Raw genomic sequence first — 18,797 nt, 5'->3', positions numbered from 1 at the left:
GGGGAGAACAACATGCAAAAGAAAACATTATCCCGGCTTTCTTTATTAAAGACGGTGGCCAGCTTAAGCATGCTCCTCAGTGCTGCGCTAACCCCTCATTTTTCATCTGCCGCTGAGAATGAGGTCGTGAATATCGTTGGTTTTTCTGGCGTATTCGCTGACAACTATAAAAAGTTTGTTATTGAGCCGTTTAAAACTAAATATCCCAATATTGAAGTCAATTACCAGCAAAGTAAGAATTCTGCTGAATCTCTGGCATTGCTGGCGTTGCAAAGAAACAATCCGAAAATTGACGTGGCGCTGATCGACGTTGCCGTTGCGATTCGAGCTAACGAACAGGACTTATTTTCTCCCCTTGATGCGAAAATTGTCAGCAATCTGAAAGATATTCCCGCGTGGGCCAATATTGACGACAACCGGACGATTGCCTTCTCGCAAGATAATCTGTCCATTCTGTATAACACCGACAATGTGAAGCAGCCGCCGCAAAGCTGGAACGACCTGACAGACAGCCGATACAAAGGAAAGATTGCAGCACCGCTGGGTGATACTCGTGGCGTGATTCTGCTGCCAATTCTAACCAAACTAAAAGGCGGTGATTATAAACAAAGCATTGATCCGGGCATGAGTGTGCTGAAACAAATCGCGCCGAATGTTTCAACCTGGGATCCCGCACCGGATTGCTACGCTGTTATTCAAAGTGGTGAGGCGGATTTAGCGATCTGCTGGAATGGCCGTGCACAGTACCTTCACGATACGCAGGGTGGAAAGATTGGTATCGCTTTACCTAAAGAGGGCAGCATTGGCCAGACCAATACCATTAATCTGGTGAAGGGATCGACACATTCTCATGCGGCTCAACTGTTTATTAATTATGCCATCGGTGTGGAAGCACAAACCCTTTTCGCTGAAAAAAGCTTTTATGCGCCAGTGAATCAGACGGTAACGCTGGAAGATGCTGTCGCGGCCCGTATTTACGGCAGTAAAGAAGCGCAGGCGGCGCAATCGTCACTGGACTGGCCTTGGATCGCGAAACAATACGCACCGTGGATACAACGTATCCGTCGTGAAGTTATTGCGAGTCACTAATCACTGATGTTGGCAAGGGTTGTATGTCTGATTTCCATGTTGTGGTAGAGGATTTGGTAAAAACGTATCCGGGATCGACAACGCCATCTGTTGACCATGTCAGCTTTTCGCTGCCACAAGGGGAGATGCTGGCGTTGCTGGGGCCTTCTGGCTGTGGCAAGACGACGATGTTACGTATGATCGCTGGGCTGATAGAACCGGATACGGGGACAATCAGTCTGAATGGTCGTGATATTTCGGCTATTCCCGTTTATCAGCGCAATATTGGTATGGTTTTCCAGTCATATGCCTTATTCCCGCATATGACGATTGCGCAGAATGTCGCTTTTGGTCTGGACGTGCGTAAGGTTGGAAAAGCGGAACGGGAGAGTCGTGTCAGGAAAGCGTTGGATCTGGTTAAGCTAACTGGTCTGGGCGATCGCCGTGTTAGTCAGCTTTCTGGCGGGCAACAGCAGCGTGCGGCTATTGCTCGTTCACTGGTCATTGAACCGGCGTTGTTGTTGTTCGATGAGCCGCTCTCTAATCTTGACGCCAAATTGCGTGATGAAATGCGTGATGAGATCCGCGATATCCAGCGGCGTACCGGCGTTACCGCAATCTTTGTCACGCACGATCAGGATGAAGCGTTGTCGATGGCGGATCGTCTGGTCGTGATGTCAAATGGGCGTTTAGAACAAATTGGTACGCCAAGCGATATTTTTGATCGTCCGCAAAGTGACTTTGTTGCTCGGTTTATTGGCAGTGGTAATTTTTTCTCTGCGCTGGTCACCGGTGAGGGTATCGGGGAGATTTCAGGTTTAGGTTCTCTTCATATTGCCAGCGATACGCCACGGGGGGAGTCAGTCAATGTACTGATTCGACCGCATCGTCTGGTACCGGTGTTCTCTGACCAGCGCGATGGTGTTAACCACTTCCGAGGTGTGGTGGAGCGCATCGTTTATCGTGGGCAAGTGCAGGCGCTGATGGTGCGATGCGGTCAATATCAGCTGCAAGCTGAAATTTTTACCCATGTTGGCTATGTGCCGAAAGTGGGCGAAGCGATAACTTTCATGGTTGATCCTGCTGATGTCACGCTAATCGGGCGGAATGCGGCATGAAAAAACATAAGCAACAACGTGTTTTGCTGTTGATGCTCCTGTTTCCTGGGCTGCTGGCCTTGGGCGTCACCTTTCTGGCACCGCTGATTTGGCTGATGAGAACATCGCTTTCTTCATCCGCATTTGGCGGAACGGGGTCAGCCTGGACGTTTGAGTCCTACCACAGCATTTTGGTTGATTCTTTTTACTGGCAAGTGGCGGCGGATACGCTGTTATTAGGCGTTGTTGTCAGCGTAACGGCGGTTGTTTTGTCTTACCCCGTCGCATTATTCCTCATTCGTAGTACCAGCCGCTGGCGTGGTGTGCTGACGGCGTTGGCGATAGCACCATTGTTGACGTCAATGGTGGTGAGAACATATGGCTGGATGGTGCTGCTGGGAGATAAAGGCGTGATCAACAGTCTGTTACTGGGTCTGTCGCTGATCGAATCGCCGCTGAAACTAACGAATAATTCGCTGGGTGCCAGCATTGCTTTGGTCGAGATATTGATGCCTTACGCTATTCTGGCAATGCTGAGTGGATTTGGTCGGCTGAATAGCCAGTTAGAGGAAGCCGCCAGTATGCTGGGTGCTAATCGTTGGCAGGTATTCTCCCGCATTGTTTTGCCGCTAAGTCTGCCTGGCGTTTTGACGGCTGCGCTGTTGGTCTTTGTGCTGGCGATATCCTCGTTTGTTACGCCGCGATTGATGGGGGGAGGTCGGGTGTTCGTGCTGGGTACGGAAATATTCAGTGAAGCCACGGTAACGCTGAACTGGCCGCTGGCCGCCGCTTTGTCATTTATCCTGTTATTTTTGTTCGGCAGCATTATTGTTTTTTATCAGCGAGCATTACGCTCTCTGGAAGGATAGAGGCTCAGCATGACATATCACCGCATCGCTACGGGTAAGCTTGCCTGGCGCACTTTGATTGCACTCATTTATCTTTTCTTGTTGGCACCGATTATCGTCGTGTTGATCATTTCGTTCGATACCCGACAGTATCTTGCTTTTCCGCCAGAAAGCTTTTCTTTTGGGTCATACAGCAAGGTGCTCAACAACGCCGAGTTTATTGCGGCCTTCTGGCGTAGCCTGGCGATTGGGATTACTGTTGGGACGATCGCTGTTATCTTTGGCATTTTGCTTTCTCTGGCGCTGACTCGCTTTCGTTTTCGAGGACGGCAACTGGTGACATTTCTGGTTGCCGCGCCGTTTCTGGTTCCACATATCGTGTTGGCCGTTGGCTTGATGCTGGTATTTGCTCCGCTGGGGCTACTCGATAGCTATGTCGGGATCATTTTGGCTCATCTAGGTATCACCATTCCTTATACTGTTCGTACGATCACCATGAGTCTATTGACGGTTGATCCTCGTCTGGAAGAAGCGGCGTTGATCCACGGTGCTCGGCCTTTCACCGTATTTCGACGTATTACGCTGCCGCTGATTCGGCCCGGCCTGATTGCGGGAGCGGTGATTGCTTTTCTGATTTCCTTTGATGAAGCCACGTTATCGCTATTCATTGTCTCGACCCATACTTCAACGTTACCGACACAAATTTATCACTATCTTGAATATTCCACAGACCCGCAGATCGCCGCGCTTTCTGTCTTGCTAATCTTGATTTCTGTGATTGTCGTGGTGGTTCTCGAACGGCTCGTTGGGCTACGAAAGGCGTTCTGAATCATCGCTTTTTTATTCTTGAGCAGCAGGGAAATATCATGATTGTGCAAACACAGGCAGGCTGGGTAGAAGGCTTTATAGAAAATGATATTCCCACATTTTTGGGGATACCCTACGCGGCACCGATTACTGAAGAAAATCGTTTTTTGGCACCTCAACCTGTCGAGCCATGGCAGGGCGTTCGTTCCGCTAAAATGTTTAGCCCTGTTTGCCCTCAGTATCCTACCTACGGGCCTGTTGGCAGTGCTGCCACGTCGCGTTTACTGATTGGTAATGATTTTCTTACGGTCAATGTTCGAACTCCCGATTTAATGGGAAAGGCTCCCGTATTGGTCTGGATTCATGGTGGAGGTTATGCCGTGGGTTCTGCCAATGAACCACTGCTGCAAACGGGCGCGTTTGCGGCCAGCGGCGTTGTTGAGGTAAGTGTAAATTATCGGCTGGGCGCATTGGGGTTTATGCATTTGGGTGGGGAATGCCCGGATAATCGGGGATTGCTGGATCAAATCGCGGCGTTGCGCTGGGTACAAAACAATATCGCCGCGTTCGGTGGCGATCCCCGACGGGTTACGTTCTCCGGACGTTCCGCTGGTGGCTTTTCTGTCGCGGCGGTAATGGCGATGCCCGATGCCAGCGGGCTATTTTCGCAGGTGTTACTCCAGAGTGGGGCGAGTACAGCGGTATCCTCAAAGGAAGATGCACAGAAAGTCACGAACAGAATGTTACGTTCGTTAGGCATTAACGTAGGCGATTTATCAACGTTGTCGATAGAGCGTCTGCTGCTGGCACAGAAAGCTATTTGCGATGAATCCTATCACCATCATGATTATGAACGAGATGGTGGGGTAACTGCACTTGGCGTGCCTTTTGTGCCTGTCATTGATGCGCGTTCGCTGCCGTACCATCCGGAACAGGCGGCAAAAGCAAGGTTGGTGGCGCAGGTACCGATGATGATCGGTTGCACGACGGGAGAGTATATGACTCATTCCCAGGTGCATTCTGCGCTGACGTTTGCCGATGCGGCGCAACGATTAGATCCTCGAGTCAGGCCATTTGGATTACGTGGTGTGGATATTATCCATCGCTACCGTGAGCATTTACCTGACCATACTGCGCTGGGTTTGTGGCGTGCGATAGGTGGCGATCTGGTTTTTCAAAACCCATCGACCCGCTTTGCTCAATATCATTCTCGCTATCAGCCTGTTTATAAATACCTTTATGGCACGATTGAAGATGATGAGCGGGGTGCCCCTCACGGTGCTGAGGCTGGGCATGTGTGGTATCGGGATCGCGCCGACCTCCATCATCTTCGAGCAGACCAGCGGATAATCGACGCTAAGTTTGCCCGAACGCTGCATACGCTTTGGTCTTCATTTATTCACCATCAACCTCCTGCGAGTGAAAACGTACACTGGCAGACTTTCAGTGAGGCAAAGCCGATTGTTTTACGGTTGACGCCGGAAAAAATCTGGCATGAGGTCGATCCGTTTGGTCAACGTATTCACTGGTGGAAAACGGAATGAAAAATAGACGAAGTTAATGGAGGGTTAGCATTTTTTTATTTTATGCCAGACCTTCCGTTAACTCGTTGATCAGCGTGTCGTTGATGTGCCTAGGATCACGATTTTCTGTTCTTTCGAACGGCCTCTTTTTCTGCTTATTGACCTCTTCTTCTCTCGTTTGATTTCTGTCTTTTCCGTTATGCTGAATCAGAATTTGCCTGTCTATGGGGATGTTTCCCGTTCAGTGTGATCTCGCCTCGGTATTGGATGAAAAAATTGATCAAAAAAGTAGAACATAACCGTAAATTTCTTCACTCAAAAAACCATTTTAATGACAGAATAAACGCGTTAAATGTACGTTCATGGTCGGGTAGGTAGATAGCCAATCTTTTAATGCAGCAGGAGATAGTCTAAGGAAAGCATGGAAATCTTTTTTACTATTCTTATTTTAACCCTGATGGTGTCGTTATCAGGGGTGGTTACACGAATTTTACCTTTTCAAATCCCTCTGCCACTCATGCAAATTGCGGTTGGTGCCATATTGGCTTGGCCCCAGTTCGGTTTGCATGTCGATTTCAATCCTGAATTATTCATGGTGTTATTTATCCCCCCGCTGTTGTTTGCCGATGGTTGGAAAACGCCAACGCGTGAGTTCCTGAAGCATGGCCGCGAAATTATTGGTTTGGCGCTGGTTCTGGTGCTGATTACCGTAGTGGGCATTGGTTATTTCATCTATTGGATGGTGCCGGGGATGCCGTTGATTGCGGCTTTCGCTCTGGCTGCGGTGTTATCGCCGACGGATGCGGTGGCGCTTTCCGGCATCGTCGGCGAAGACCGTATACCGAAAAAGCTGATGGGTATCCTTCAGGGCGAGGCGCTGATGAATGACGCTTCCGGTCTGGTATCGCTGAAGTTTGCCGTCGCTATCGCGATGGGAACCATGGTGTTTACAGTTTCCGGCGCAACGCTGGCGTTTATCCAGGTCGCACTCGGGGGACTGCTGGCGGGTGTGGCGGTGACCTGGTTATACAGTAAATCATTACGTGTGATCAGTCGTTGGAGTGGCGGGGATGCTGCGACGCAGATTGTATTGATGCTGTTGCTCCCATTTGCGGCTTATCTGATTGCCGAACACATCGGCGTATCGGGCATCTTGGCTGCGGTGGCTTCTGGGATGACCATCGGTCAGTCTGGGGTGATCCGCAATGCGCCGCTGAACATGCGGTTACGCGCCAACGGTGTCTGGTCGATGCTCGAGTTTGTCTTTAACGGTATGGTGTTCATTATGCTGGGGTTGCAGTTGCCCGGTATTCTGGAAACCTCGGTGATGCAGGCAGAGTTGGATCCGACGGTGGAAACCTGGATGCTGTTTACAGATATCGCGATCATTTATGCCGCATTGCTGCTGTTGCGTTTTTGCTGGCTGTGGATGATGAAGAGATACAGTATGCATATCCAGAAGAAACGTCCGATGGTATTTGGGCAATTTACCACGCGTGAACTCTGGATCGCTTCATTTGCAGGGGTTCGCGGTGCGATAACGCTGGCGGGTGTGCTCTCAATTCCCTTGTTATTAACGGATGGCACGGCTTTCCCATCACGCTATCAACTGGTGTTTATTGCGACCGGCGTGATTCTTTTTTCTCTGTTGTGTGGCGTATTAGCCTTACCCTTCTTACTACGTGGTGTTGTGGTTGCCGATAAAGCTGTCTATGCGAAAGAAGAGCGAATGGCTCGCGTTGCGGCGGCGGAAGTGGCGATCAAGAGCCTGTATAAAATGGAAGAGCGACTGGCGGCAGATAGCGAGGAAAACATTGATGAACAAGTATTGAAGGAAGTCAGCGCCCGCGTTATCGGGAATTTGCGACGACGGGTAGTAGATAAAGACGATCCTGAAAACAGCTTGTTGATCGAGAATCTTGAACGGCGTTTTCGCCTAACTGCGCTGAATTCTGAACGTGCGGAGTTGTATCATCTGCGTGCGACCCAACAGATCAGCAATGAAACACTGCAAAAAATGCTGCGCGATCTGGATCTGCTGGAAGCCGTGCTGATCGAACGGGAGTAGTCATCCGACCTTACTGGATTGTACTTCCTTGATTTACTTCCTTTCCTGTGGCCCCCTCCGCATAAACGGTAGGGGCCATCTTATTTCTTTTACGATCGGCTACCGCAACCGGATTGTAAACTGCTTGTCACTAAATGATAATGATTGTTATTATCTACGATAAAACACATAGACGATGATTTTTTGCCCATATTGAACCTGACTCAGGTTGCGATGGGTGATATCTGCTATGGCAGACCAACAATAATAAATTAAGTATTAACCATAAATTAACTATGTATATAGGCCACGTTTGGTAGGGGAAAGTTATGCGGGTACTGGTGGTTGATGATGATTCTGTACTGTGCCATTGGCTGGGCTCTAAATTACATTCGCACGGCCATTCGTGCCGTATGGTTCATGACGGTGAACACGCCTTAAAGGCAATAAAAGATGAAGTTTATGACGTGGTGTTACTGGATAGAATGCTGCCCGTCATGGATGGATTTACCGTATTACGCGAATTACAGGGATCGCGTCATCCGCCCATTATGCTGCTTTCTGCTTTGGATCGAGATGTTGATCGGGTCATGGGATTAGAACTTGGCGCAGAAGATTATCTGGGTAAGCCTTTTAATTTTAATGAGCTTAGATTACGTCTGGATATTATGGCGCGACGTGGCAAACGCCATGCCGATAATGCCTCACTGTTGGTATTTGAAGATCTGCAACTTGATCGCCTGCAACGGGTGGCCTGGCGTGGAGGTCAACGCATCGATTTGACAGATAAAGAAATCAAGTTATTGATTATACTAATGGAAAATCCTGGTCAGGCGATAACCAGAACCATGCTGCTTGAGAGAGTATGGGGTTATAATTTTGATCCGCAAACCAATCTGATCGATGTGCATATGTCGAAACTGCGTTCAAAAATTGATAAAGGGTTTCCACGTCCTTTAATTAAAACGCTACGGGCGATGGGCTACGCGTTAGGTTCTGTTGACAAGGATCGTGCTGATGTTGGCAGCCACGCTGAATAAGATAAAAATAAAAAAACTGGGGCGTCGTTGGCAGGTAAAAATAAAGCATTGGCAACTTGTTGGTGCGAGCCAATACCCTGACTTTTTATGTACCTCAAATTTCCGGCAGGCGATCACCATCGTTTTTTTGTTTTTGCTGATGATGTTGATGTGTATTATCGGCTTCAGTTCATTAAGTGAAACGCTAATTAGAACCCATGTCCGCGAAGTTATTCTGGGTAATATTTATGATTACTCGATGCAGTCGCGTTTAAGTAATGCAAATAGTCTGGTTACTCAACTCAGACAGGATAATCTGGCTAAAAATGATGAGCTACCGTTATTCCTGGTGACGAGTAAAAACGGCGATATTCTTTATCACAATCACCCTATAAAAAACTTGCAGCACACACAGTGCAAGATGGATGTCCCCTGTCTGAAAGATGTGTTTTCAAGCAAAAATGACACCAATCTGATCGGTTTATCTGTCATGTTGGATGACGAGTCGGTTTTATTCACGGCTTACAACATCAAACCGATGTTGGAACGTGTGCGAACCATTCCGTTGGTCGCGGGGGCCGGACTGTTCGTTGTGCTGCTGTTTTGTTTATTAGTCAGTCGGCATTTTAGTCTGAGAAGTTTGCGTAGTGTTGAAAAAATCCGAGCGGCCTTGCACCGTTACAGCACGGGTGAACAACAGGTTCGCATGCCGCTGTCATCCCATGGGGATGATGTGGATAGTCTGAGTGAGGATATCAATCAAAATCTGGAGCGTATCGAACGTTTGATGGAGCAGGTTCGTAGTACGTCCAGTCATATTGCGCATGAATTACGAACGCCGTTGACGCACCTGCAAAATCGCCTGTTTAACCTGACGGAACGCACTGGATTAGATGGTGAGGTTCGTGATGAACTGAACCTTGCCGTTGAGGAAGTACATAAAATCCTTGGTCTGTTCCGCACGGTGATGCGTATTGGTGAAATTGAAAGCGGGCGCTGTGTACACCAGTTTGCGAACATTGAGGCGCGTCAGCTGCTGGAAGAGATTGCGGAATATTACCAACCTTTGGCAGAGGCTCGCGGTTGTCAGCTTAGGGTGGAAATCAAATCGGGAATTCAATTGTTTGGCGATCGCGCTTTACTGTTTCAGGCGCTGGCAAATCTGGTGGAGAATGCGCTGAAGTACGCTGCCCATGGAAAATATGTCACGTTAAGCGTCACCCTCTATCAGGGGTGGCTCGCGCTAAGCGTTGCCGATTGTGGACCGGGGATTCCCATTGCCCAGCATGAAAAAGCCCTTCAGCGCTTTCAGCGGCTGGAAACCTGGCAACAATCTGGCTATGGGCTGGGTTTGTCACTGGTCCAGGCGATTACCGATTTACACGGCGGCAAACTCTGTCTGGTGTCTTCTCAACCGGGTCTCAATGTTTATTTGTGCCTGAACCGCTGTTAAATCGAGAGTGAATACCCCTGTAAAAAACCTGAATATTTATCTTTTTCATGAGAAAAAGTAAGTGTATTACCATTTGATTTATAATGGTTTTTTATAAAACCGAAAGATTAACGAATATTAATGTTCTGCATCTTGTAGTGGCTGATAATAAGTCTCATTATTACTCTTATTAGCATCATGGCGCCCGGAATTTGCCATGGTTCCTTTGGTTGCAAAATAAGAGACCCTCCCATGAATATTATGAAAACCAAACTGCGTGCTTTTCTGCGTGACGAAAGCGGTGTGACGGCAATCGAATACGGCATTCTGGCGGCGGCAATGGCTGCGGCTATCGGTGCTATTTTTGGTGGCGACGGTATTTTTGTTAAAGCGCTGAATGAGAAATTTACTCAGATTGCTGACCAAATAACGGGTACTGGCACCACAGGATCGGGTTCCGCAGGTGCGGCGAAATAAATTCGGTGGTGCTTACACACTGGCTGCAAACGGTATTACTGATAGGGTGTTTGTTGTGGTGTATCAGTACCGATCTGTTAGCACGTAAGATCCCGAATCAGGCGGTACTGGTTTTATTGTTAGGTTGGCTGCTTTCGAGTGTGTCCGTGATTATGCAATCCGGTGTGCCTGATATGTCAGCGTTGCGGCAAATTCTTTGGGCATTGCCGGGGGCAGTTGCGGTTCTGATTGTCGGTTTTTTACTTTTCCTCACCGGCAAATTAGGCGCAGGGGATGTAAAACTGATGAGTGTACTGTGCCTATGGGTAGGGCAGGGGCACCAGATCGTTTTCGTTATGGTGACGGCGCTGGTTGGTGGTGTATTGGCACTGAGTTTGCCGTTGCTCAATACCGTTCCGACCCTCGTTGCCATGGGCATTCAAACCACCAATCGGATGTTTAAAAGCCGATTCCCCATGCCGCCAGCGCTGCCAGCCGATCTTTCCCAAGGCATACCTTACGGCGTCGCCATTGCCTTTGGCGCGGTGTATGTCCTGATTTTTCCCTTGTTTTAATTCTGTCATAACGTTTAGACACCACGGCTGAGGTAGGCAGTTGAAATGAAAGTTAATTCTACATATGTACTGTCAGGGGCGTTAGTTCTGGCAGGGGTTGTTGCGCTGATAGTGCGCGGCTATCTCTCTTCTGAACCACCTGCGCCGCCTCCGGTGGTGGTTAAAGCACCTGAAAAAGTGGCGGTTTTGGTGGCTGCGAAAGATCTTTATCCTGGGTGGTCCCTTGATCCTGACTCGTTGAGTTGGCAGGAAACGGATGAACCCGTTTCCCGTTCAGTTAGCTTTATTCGTGGCAAAGATGGTAAATCTTCATTACGTGATGCTGCGCTACGTAAAACGGTGGTCAAAGGTGAGCAGATTCGCCGTGATGATGTTGTTTGGAAAGGGGAACCTGGATTTATAGCAGCCGTGTTAGGCAAAGGAATGCGTGCTGTTTCCATCCAGACGAGTGAAATTGGCAGTAATGCTGGTTTATTTGCAACAGGCGATCATGCTGACATCATTCTTAGTCTCAGCAGGGATGAAGAACCGACTCCTTCCCCAAGAAGTGCTATCCAACCAGTGGTTGCGCCTTTACTAGGGGCGCAAACGATTGTGCGTAATGTACGCATATTGGCAGTTGATGACCAAGTAAGAACAGTCAGTTATTCCAGACCGGAAGTTATAGATGAGGAACAGGCTGATCTTGATCCCAATGCTAAAAGCAAAGTTTCAGCCTCGGGGACCCAAGCACGGAATACAAGATACCGCACGGTGACTGTGGAAGTGACGCCGAAAGATGCAGAAACGTTGGCTGTAGCAAAAGGCGTCGGTGCGTTACATCTCGCACTGCGTAGTGTGTCACAAGACGATCAAGAAAAAGTTGCACAAGACGAATTAGAACACCTGACTGCATCGGGCGTAGGAAGAGATGATGAGGGTGGTAGCGCTACTACTTTGTCAAACAGTACCAGCATCTACGACAGCTTAGAGAGTGGTAGACGTCGGATCAAACTATTTCGTGGCGATCAGAAAGACGTTATGACCTATTCAAATAAATAAATCCTGTGATGGAAATGAAAGTGATGATGATGTTTTTCCTGCGCTTGAGAATGAATTTAGCGACCAAATTTAAACAATTAGGGATTGGTATTCTGTTTATAGCTTTATGGCCAATATCGGCAATAGGGGCTAATGAAATACCTGTTACTAAGACACTAACTTTGAACGTGCAACAGGGGAAAATGCTGACGTTAGAGTCAGGAGAAGACCTTGACAGCGTATTAGTGGCTGACCCTGAAATAGCGAGTTTTGAATTACCTTCACCGAACAGTTTATTTGTTTACGCTAAAAGCGTCGGCGTTACTACTCTGTATGCTTTGGATAGTGGTGGCGGTGTAATTGAAGCTATTCGTATCGTTTCTAAGATTGACCGTGAAGCGCTACGCGAACGTCTGAAACGAGAGTTTCCCAACTCGGATATCCAACTCGAAGAGGCAATACCCAGCGGGGTTATTGTACGTGGTAGCGTAGATACGCCTCAAGACGCTAAACGAGTGATCGACAGCGTACAGGCGTACGTTAATGCTATGCTCAGCGGTGGTCAGCAGAGTGGTGGTGGTTCTGGTGATCAAGGTAGCGGCCAATTGCCAGGTTCTAGCACAACATCTCCCAGAGTCATCAATCAACTCAAAATCAAAACGCCTTCGCAAATCAATATTCAGGTGCGCGTAGTGGAAGTGTCTCGTGCCCTGACCCATGAACTCGGGTTTAACTGGGAAGCATCGTTGAATGGCCGATTGGGTTGGGATAATGGACGTACTGTTGGTGGCATTGGCGGAGCTATGGGAACCAGCCGTGGATTTTATGATTCACTAACAGGTGCAATCACAAACCCAGCAGGAAATTCAATAGGGTTTGGTTTTTCAGGAAAGGATGGTTCGCTCAGCACGTTGTTAACGGCGATGAATCGCCAAGGCATGGCGACGGTATTGGCTGAACCCAATCTGACGGCAATGTCAGGGGAAACCGCAGCGTTTGCGGCTGGCGGTGAAGTGCCCATCGTGTTGATCACCAATAATAGCGTCAGTATTGATTATAAATCCTACGGCGTGATCTTACGTATGACGCCAACACTGTTATCCGCCAATCGTATCAGCCTGCACATTGCACCGGAAGTCAGCGAATTGACTGATGTAGGTTCTGTAACACTGGATGGCGGATCGCGTATTCCAGCATTGAAAGTGCGTCGTGCCGATACCACTGTTGAGCTGGCTAGCGGACAAAGTTTTGCGCTGGCGGGAATGCTACGTAGCGCAGGTAGCCAGACAGTAGACAGTGTGCCGGGGCTCAGTAGCATTCCTTTCTTTGGACGAGCATTTGAAAGTGAAGCCACCAGCCAGGAAGAAACGGAACTGGTGATTATCGCTACGGCCTATGTCGTTGAACCCGTGAATGCAGGCACACTTCAGACACCGGGACAGGGCATAAAAACATTAGATGCAACAATGCCGCGCTCTGCATCTGTCGGCTATCTCTACTAAGTCTGCGAGGGTAACTAATATGAAGATGAATAACATCCGTCCTTGCAGCAAACGACCTGTGGCTATTGCCGTGCTTGCTGCCACATTGTTGCTAGCAGGCTGTGGCTGGAATAAGCCGATCAACGATGTACGTATGGCTCGCTTTAACCAGCCTTCTCTGGAGCCGATCGCCGTCCAGCCTTCATCGGTATCCGTGCCGTTATTGGTTGCGCCGAACGGGCGGGGATTCCTGCCTGAATCGCTGAGGCAGCTCAATATCATGCTGAAAGATCAGGGGCGGTTATCCTCGCAGACATTGACGCTGATTCCTCACAGCGCAAGTGGTGAGCAGATGGCGGGGCGGTTGGCGACCGTGCTGAAAAACGCCGGTGCTAATGCACAGAATGTGAAACAGATGCGCCGTTCTACGGCGAGCGGCCAGTCTGGCGATTTAGAGGTGATCTCCGAGGCGCTGGTGGTCAAGACCTCGCGCTGTACGATTAACGATCCCAATCAACTGATGGTGAAGCCGTTTGACGGTGTGGGCTACCTGGGCTGTGCGACGCAAAATAATCTGGCGATGATGGTCGCCGAACCCCGCGATCTGATTCAGGCGAAAGCGCTGGATGATGCAGATGGCGTGGCGGCGGTTAATAGCATCGAACGCTATCACAAAGGTGAAGTGAAAGAGCTCATCGACATTAACTTTGAAGAAGATTAAGGGCGTGACATTCCATGAGTGAAATTACCCCTACCGATGGTGAAGAACTGGCGCTGCCGCTGGTGGCATTTGCGAATGATCTGCGCGATGTTGCCGACCTCGGTGATTTCTTTACCCGATTGAAGCAACCGGATGTGCCTGTGATGCCCGGTGGTATCGCTGCTGCTCGTCAATGGTGCGAACTCAATGTGCCGCCACGTATTTTACTGGTGGATCTGGAAGGCGTGCACTGGCCGCTTCCGGCACTGGAAGAACTACTGAGCATCTGTGGCCCGACGAGTCAGGTCATCGCCACGGGCAAAGAGCAGGATGTTGGTTTGTACCGTGCTCTGCTTCAGGTCGGCGTGGTGGACTACCTGGTGAAACCGTTCACGCTGGACCTGCTGGCGACAACGTTGGCGAAGTGTGAAGGCCAGCAGTCTGGGCCGGAATATGCCCGTATGGGCAGAACGATCGCCGTTGTCAGCGCCAGCGGCGGCAGTGGCGCGAGTACCGTTGCGATGGGACTGAGCCGCCTGCTGTCTGGCGAACGTCATTTACCTGTGGCACTGGTGGATTTTGACCGACGTAACGGCGATCAGCTGCTTTTGCAAGGTCAAACGGATGATGCAGGGTTGGCCGCCGTGTTGGAAACCCAGGAACTGGATACCCGACTGTTGCAGCGTGCCATGCTGCGTGTCGATCCTCGTCTGCATCTGTTGGCACAGAAGCCAGAACTGGGTGAATTGAGCCCGGTAGATGTGGATAACGTGCTGAATCTCGGTGGTGCGCTGTGCCGTATGTTCAACCAGGTGATTTGGGATCTGCCTAGCAGTTATCCGACAGGGGCGCTGGATGTGCTGACCTACGCGGATCTGCGCATCATCGTGACGGAGTTGACGCTTCAGGATGCGCGTAATGTACGACGCGTGCTGAATGAAATCGGCGACGAAAGCGAAGGACAACGCCTGTTGCTGGTGCATAACCAGAGCCGGTTCGCCTCGACGGCACCGCTGAGTCGCGATCAATTTGAGCAGTTTACTGGCCGGAAGATTGACATCGTGCTGCCGAATGCGGGTCACGCATTGGCGCAGAGTCTGACGCTCGGCGCATTGAATTTGGACGCCGCGCCCGCTTTCCGTCAGGGATTGCGTCAATTGGTCGATCTGGCCTGCGGTGTTCGCGCCCGACCAGTAGAAAAACGCTGGTTTTCGCGTTGGTTAAAACGAGCCTGATGATGTTCAGCGCTCACCGTTTTTCAAAGGGTTACGGGCTATTTTTTTGGCGACGGACTATTTTTGGACTACGGACTGTTTTTTGGGGTTTAGGATTATGTTGATTCGCAAAAATAACCTGCAAAAAAGTGAAGCAGGAAAAAGCACACCTCAGCCTACGCCTGCTTCCAATGTAGCAGAATTGAAAACGCGTCCGGTTGCGGAGAACCGCACACAGCCTGCGGCGAACATACCTTCTGGGGCCGCACCGGCTAACCGCCAGACGGACAACCGCACCAGCCAGCGTCGGATTATCCGCGCTCAGCTCTACGATCAGATCGACGCGGGTAAAGCGGCGATGATGGGGCGTGACAAACTGTTGGGGCAGATTGAAACGGTAATCCGCCGTATCTGTGATGAACAGCGCCTACAGCTTTCCCGGCAGGAAGAGGAAGCCATCGCCACCGAAATGCTGGATGAGATGACCGGGATCGGGCCAATTCAGCCGCTGCTGTCGGATGACTCGGTCAACGATATTCTGGTTAACGGCGCGGGGCAGGTGTTTGTCGAGCGCTTTGGCAAGTTGGAGCTATCGCCGATTACCTTCATTGATGAAGAGCATGTCTTTAACACGGCGCAGCGTATTGCAGCGGCCGTGGGGCGTCGCATCGACGAAGCCAGCCCGATGGTGGATGCGCGTCTGCCGGATGGTAGCCGCGTTAACGTTATCACCTATCCGTTGGCGATCGACGGCACCACGATCTCGATTCGTAAATTTATGCGCCGCAATCTGTCGCTGGAAATGCTGGCAGAGCGCCGTTGCATGTCTTACGCGATGGCGGATGTCCTGAACAAAGCGATGCAGGCGCGTGTAAACGTCATTGTCTCCGGCGGTACGGGGGCAGGAAAAACTACCTTACTGAATGCGCTGTCGCAGAAGATCGGCAGTACCGATCGCATCATCACTATTGAAGATGCCGCCGAACTGCAATTGCAGCAAGAGCATGTGGTCAGGCTGGAAACTCGCCCTGTCAGCGCCGAAGGCACGGGCCGTGTCGATCAGCGCGATCTGATGCGTAACGCCCTGCGTATGCGCCCCGACCGTATCATTCTGGGGGAAGTGCGCGGCGGCGAAAGTTTTGACATGTTGCAGGCGATGAACACCGGTCACGATGGTTCGCTGTGTACGGTACACGCCAATACCTCGCGTGACGCGATCCAGCGTTTAGAAAACATGGTGATGATGGCGAACATGCAGTTGCCGCTGATGGCGATCCGTCGTCAGATCGCCAGTGCGGTGCACCTGATCGTGCAGATCGAACGTATGCGCGACGGTATGCGCCGTGTGGTATCGATTACTGAAGTGTGTGGCATGGAGAACGAAGTGATCCAACTTCAGGACTTGTTCAGCTTCAACATTCAGGGGATGGACGGGCAGGGCCTGTTGACGGGGGAATATGTTCAGCACATTCAGCGTCCGCAGTTCTACAGCGATAAAGCGCATCTGTTTGATGCGCAGTAATAGGCTGAGGAGATGCCGATGAGTGATTTACGCCTGAATCTGATCACGCTGATGGTGTTTGGCAGCGTGCTGATGCTGCTCTTAGCCGTCAATGCCTGGAGGAAGTCACGGCAGCAGCGTATGCAGCGCGAACAGCGCTGGCAGCAGATTTTGAACGAGGTCAGCCCGTCAGCAGCCGAAGTCGCGTCTGATTCGATCCTGCGTGACGAGATTAAAACGCCGCTGATGGGTGTTCCAGTGGTGGGGCGTTGGCTGGCGATCCTCTGGGCGCAGATGACATTCATCGGTTGGAAAAAGAATCTGGCCCAACGTTCTCTGGCACTTGGCGCCGTAAGCCTGATACTCGGCATGATCCTGGGGCAACGTACTCTGCTGCCGCTCACGATGGGTCTCATGTTTACGATATTGCTGTTTATCAGTATCGGCCTGCTGCTGTTTCGTTCCACGCTGCAAAAACATCTGAAAGCGCTGCGTGAGAGTTTGCCGGAAGCCATTGATGCGATTACGCGTAGCTGTCGTGCGGGGGTACCGGTCGCGAATACGTTTGCGATTGTCGCCGAACACCTGACGGGGCCGCTGGCGAATGAATTCAAGACCGTCGATCACTGGCTGCGGCTGGGTATTCCGTTGCGTCAGGTGATTCAGGCATCTGCCACACGGGTACCGATGTCCGAATACCGTTTTTTCGTGGTGATTCTGATCATCAATCAGGAGGCGGGTGGACGGTTAGGGGAAACGCTGGAACGCCTGTCCACTACGCTGCGTGAGCGTCGGGAACTGCAACTGAAGGTGCAATCCAAAACGTCTGAAGCGCGTGCATCTGCCAAGATTGTTGCTGCGTTGTTCCCCGGATGTCTGGCCTACCTGTACATGAAATCGCCGGACGATTTCAGCTTCTTGTTCTCCGATCCGGTGGGCACGACGGTACTGATTTACGCCTTGTGCAGTGTCTCGGTCGGTATGTTAATCACGCATCTTATGGTTAAACGGATAGGGTAAAGGGAGAGCCATTCATGACGGTATTTGACGATCCCTTACTGCTGCTGGCGTTAGTGCTGATGGTTGCGGGGATTTACCTGGCACGTATGCAGCATAAAACGCAGCAATACAAGCAGTTGGAAATTCGCATGCGCGGGCATTTGCCCACGGCCTCTATAGAGGCGGCCTCTCAGGAAAACATCCTGAGAGGCCAGGGAACAGCATTATCCCCCTGGATGGAAAAAGTATTGCACCCGCTTGCTACACAGGGCGAGCGCCTGTCTGGATCGGAACGCGATCGCCGCAATCTGCGTCGCCTGCTGGATTTAGCGGGGATCCGCCGCAGCGAAGCGGTGGGCTGGCTGGTGATGGGAAAATTTGCCGCCGGGGCGTTATTGGCTATTGCACTGGTGTGGGGATGGTTACCGCCGGCTGACCGCGCCGGTCTGACGGGCGTTGCGGCAGGGTTGATTGGTTTCTTTGTCGGGACGATGGTGCCGGAATGGTGGCTGAAATGGCGTGCCACAAGCCGGGGTGAAAAGCTGGCGCGCGCGGTGCCGGATGCGCTGGATCTGATGGTGGTCTGTGCCGAAGCTGGTCTGCCTATCGGACGCGTATTGCAGGTGGTCTCAAAGGAGCTAGGGCTGTCTTCACCCGAAATGGCGGATGAACTGCACTACACCGCTGCCGAGTTACAGATCCTGTCGGATCGTACGCTGGCAATGAAACATCTGGCAGAACGTACTCGCGTCAGCGAGATCGAAAGCATGGTCGCGACGCTGATTCAGGCAGAACGCTACGGTACGCCACTGTCTCAGGCGCTGCGCACGATTGCTGATGAAAGCCGTAAAACGCTGATTCTCGGATTGGAAGAGAAGGCCGGCAAATTGCCAGCGCAACTGAGTGTGCCGTTGATGGGATTAATCCTGCCGCCGATTATCGCCATTATGGCGTCGCCTGCGTTGGTACGAGTGATCCGCCTGTTGGCGCAATAGTTTTCTATTTGTAAT

At 50.7% G+C, this 18,797-nt stretch carries 17 protein-coding genes; all 17 read left to right on the top strand.

Annotation, left to right across the window (positions count from 1 at the left end):
- Positions 1-12 precede the first annotated feature (12 nt).
- The 17 genes from ACKPVM_RS16405 to ACKPVM_RS16325 all read left to right on the top strand — a co-directional run bounded on the left by ACKPVM_RS16405 (position 13) and on the right by ACKPVM_RS16325 (position 18,782).
- Positions 13-1,089, top strand: a complete 1,077-nt coding sequence (locus ACKPVM_RS16405; protein WP_409310708.1) for an ABC transporter substrate-binding protein — start codon at positions 13-15, stop codon at positions 1,087-1,089.
- A 23-nt stretch (positions 1,090-1,112) separates the two neighbouring features.
- Complete coding sequence (locus tag ACKPVM_RS16400; protein ID WP_409310706.1) at positions 1,113-2,186, top strand: ABC transporter ATP-binding protein; 1,074 nt, start codon at positions 1,113-1,115, stop codon at positions 2,184-2,186.
- A complete protein-coding gene (locus ACKPVM_RS16395; RefSeq protein WP_409310704.1) occupies positions 2,183-3,034 on the top strand; it encodes an ABC transporter permease in 852 nt (283 codons plus the stop codon). The genes ACKPVM_RS16400 and ACKPVM_RS16395 overlap by 4 nt, the downstream gene beginning before the upstream one ends.
- A gap of 9 nt (positions 3,035-3,043) precedes the next feature.
- Positions 3,044-3,841: an ABC transporter permease gene (locus ACKPVM_RS16390; RefSeq protein ID WP_409310702.1), complete on the top strand. Its 798-nt coding sequence runs from the start codon at positions 3,044-3,046 to the stop codon at positions 3,839-3,841.
- Positions 3,842-3,879: 38 nt separating this feature from the next.
- Positions 3,880-5,364 (top strand): carboxylesterase/lipase family protein, encoded by a 1,485-nt coding sequence (locus ACKPVM_RS16385; protein WP_409310700.1) that lies wholly within the window; start codon positions 3,880-3,882, stop codon positions 5,362-5,364.
- A gap of 400 nt (positions 5,365-5,764) precedes the next feature.
- Complete coding sequence (locus ACKPVM_RS16380) at positions 5,765-7,411, top strand: Na+/H+ antiporter (protein WP_409310698.1); 1,647 nt, start codon at positions 5,765-5,767, stop codon at positions 7,409-7,411.
- Positions 7,412-7,719: 308 nt separating this feature from the next.
- Entirely contained in the window at positions 7,720-8,430 is a 711-nt protein-coding gene (locus ACKPVM_RS16375; protein ID WP_409310696.1) for a response regulator transcription factor, read from the top strand.
- A complete protein-coding gene (locus ACKPVM_RS16370) occupies positions 8,408-9,862 on the top strand; it encodes a sensor histidine kinase (RefSeq protein WP_409310695.1) in 1,455 nt (484 codons plus the stop codon). The genes ACKPVM_RS16375 and ACKPVM_RS16370 overlap by 23 nt, the downstream gene beginning before the upstream one ends.
- Positions 9,863-10,093: 231 nt before the next feature.
- The gene (locus tag ACKPVM_RS16365; RefSeq protein ID WP_409310693.1) at positions 10,094-10,318 is read left to right on the top strand and encodes a Flp family type IVb pilin; all 225 of its coding nucleotides are present in this window, start codon (positions 10,094-10,096) and stop codon (positions 10,316-10,318) included.
- Positions 10,319-10,326: 8 nt separating this feature from the next.
- On the top strand, positions 10,327-10,872 hold the full coding sequence (locus ACKPVM_RS16360) for an A24 family peptidase (protein WP_409310692.1): 546 nt from the start codon (positions 10,327-10,329) through the stop codon (positions 10,870-10,872).
- A gap of 45 nt (positions 10,873-10,917) precedes the next feature.
- Positions 10,918-11,913, top strand: coding sequence for a Flp pilus assembly protein CpaB (cpaB, locus tag ACKPVM_RS16355; RefSeq protein WP_409310690.1), 996 nt, complete (start codon positions 10,918-10,920; stop codon positions 11,911-11,913).
- A gap of 23 nt (positions 11,914-11,936) precedes the next feature.
- Positions 11,937-13,394 carry a type II and III secretion system protein family protein gene (locus ACKPVM_RS16350; protein WP_409310750.1) on the top strand — a complete coding sequence of 486 codons (1,458 nt, stop codon included), beginning with the start codon at positions 11,937-11,939 and terminating at the stop codon, positions 13,392-13,394.
- A gap of 19 nt (positions 13,395-13,413) precedes the next feature.
- Positions 13,414-14,094 (top strand): CpaD family pilus assembly protein, encoded by a 681-nt coding sequence (locus ACKPVM_RS16345; protein ID WP_409310688.1) that lies wholly within the window; start codon positions 13,414-13,416, stop codon positions 14,092-14,094.
- Between the two features lie 14 nt (positions 14,095-14,108).
- Positions 14,109-15,308, top strand: coding sequence for a CpaE/TadZ family protein (locus ACKPVM_RS16340; protein WP_409310686.1), 1,200 nt, complete (start codon positions 14,109-14,111; stop codon positions 15,306-15,308).
- A gap of 97 nt (positions 15,309-15,405) precedes the next feature.
- Positions 15,406-16,809: a TadA family conjugal transfer-associated ATPase gene (locus ACKPVM_RS16335; protein WP_409310684.1), complete on the top strand. Its 1,404-nt coding sequence runs from the start codon at positions 15,406-15,408 to the stop codon at positions 16,807-16,809.
- 18 nt (positions 16,810-16,827) lie between these two features.
- The gene (locus ACKPVM_RS16330) at positions 16,828-17,808 is read left to right on the top strand and encodes a type II secretion system F family protein (protein WP_409310682.1); all 981 of its coding nucleotides are present in this window, start codon (positions 16,828-16,830) and stop codon (positions 17,806-17,808) included.
- A gap of 14 nt (positions 17,809-17,822) precedes the next feature.
- Positions 17,823-18,782 carry a type II secretion system F family protein gene (locus ACKPVM_RS16325; RefSeq protein ID WP_409310680.1) on the top strand — a complete coding sequence of 320 codons (960 nt, stop codon included), beginning with the start codon at positions 17,823-17,825 and terminating at the stop codon, positions 18,780-18,782.
- The last annotated feature ends 15 nt before the right edge of the window (positions 18,783-18,797 follow it).

This window comes from Pectobacterium hainanensis (assembly GCF_046237015.1).
GTDB lineage: Bacteria > Pseudomonadota > Gammaproteobacteria > Enterobacterales > Enterobacteriaceae > JBJYIN01.
The sequence above is the reverse complement of the archived record's forward strand: the minus strand, read 5'-3'. Positions and strand labels throughout refer to the sequence as shown.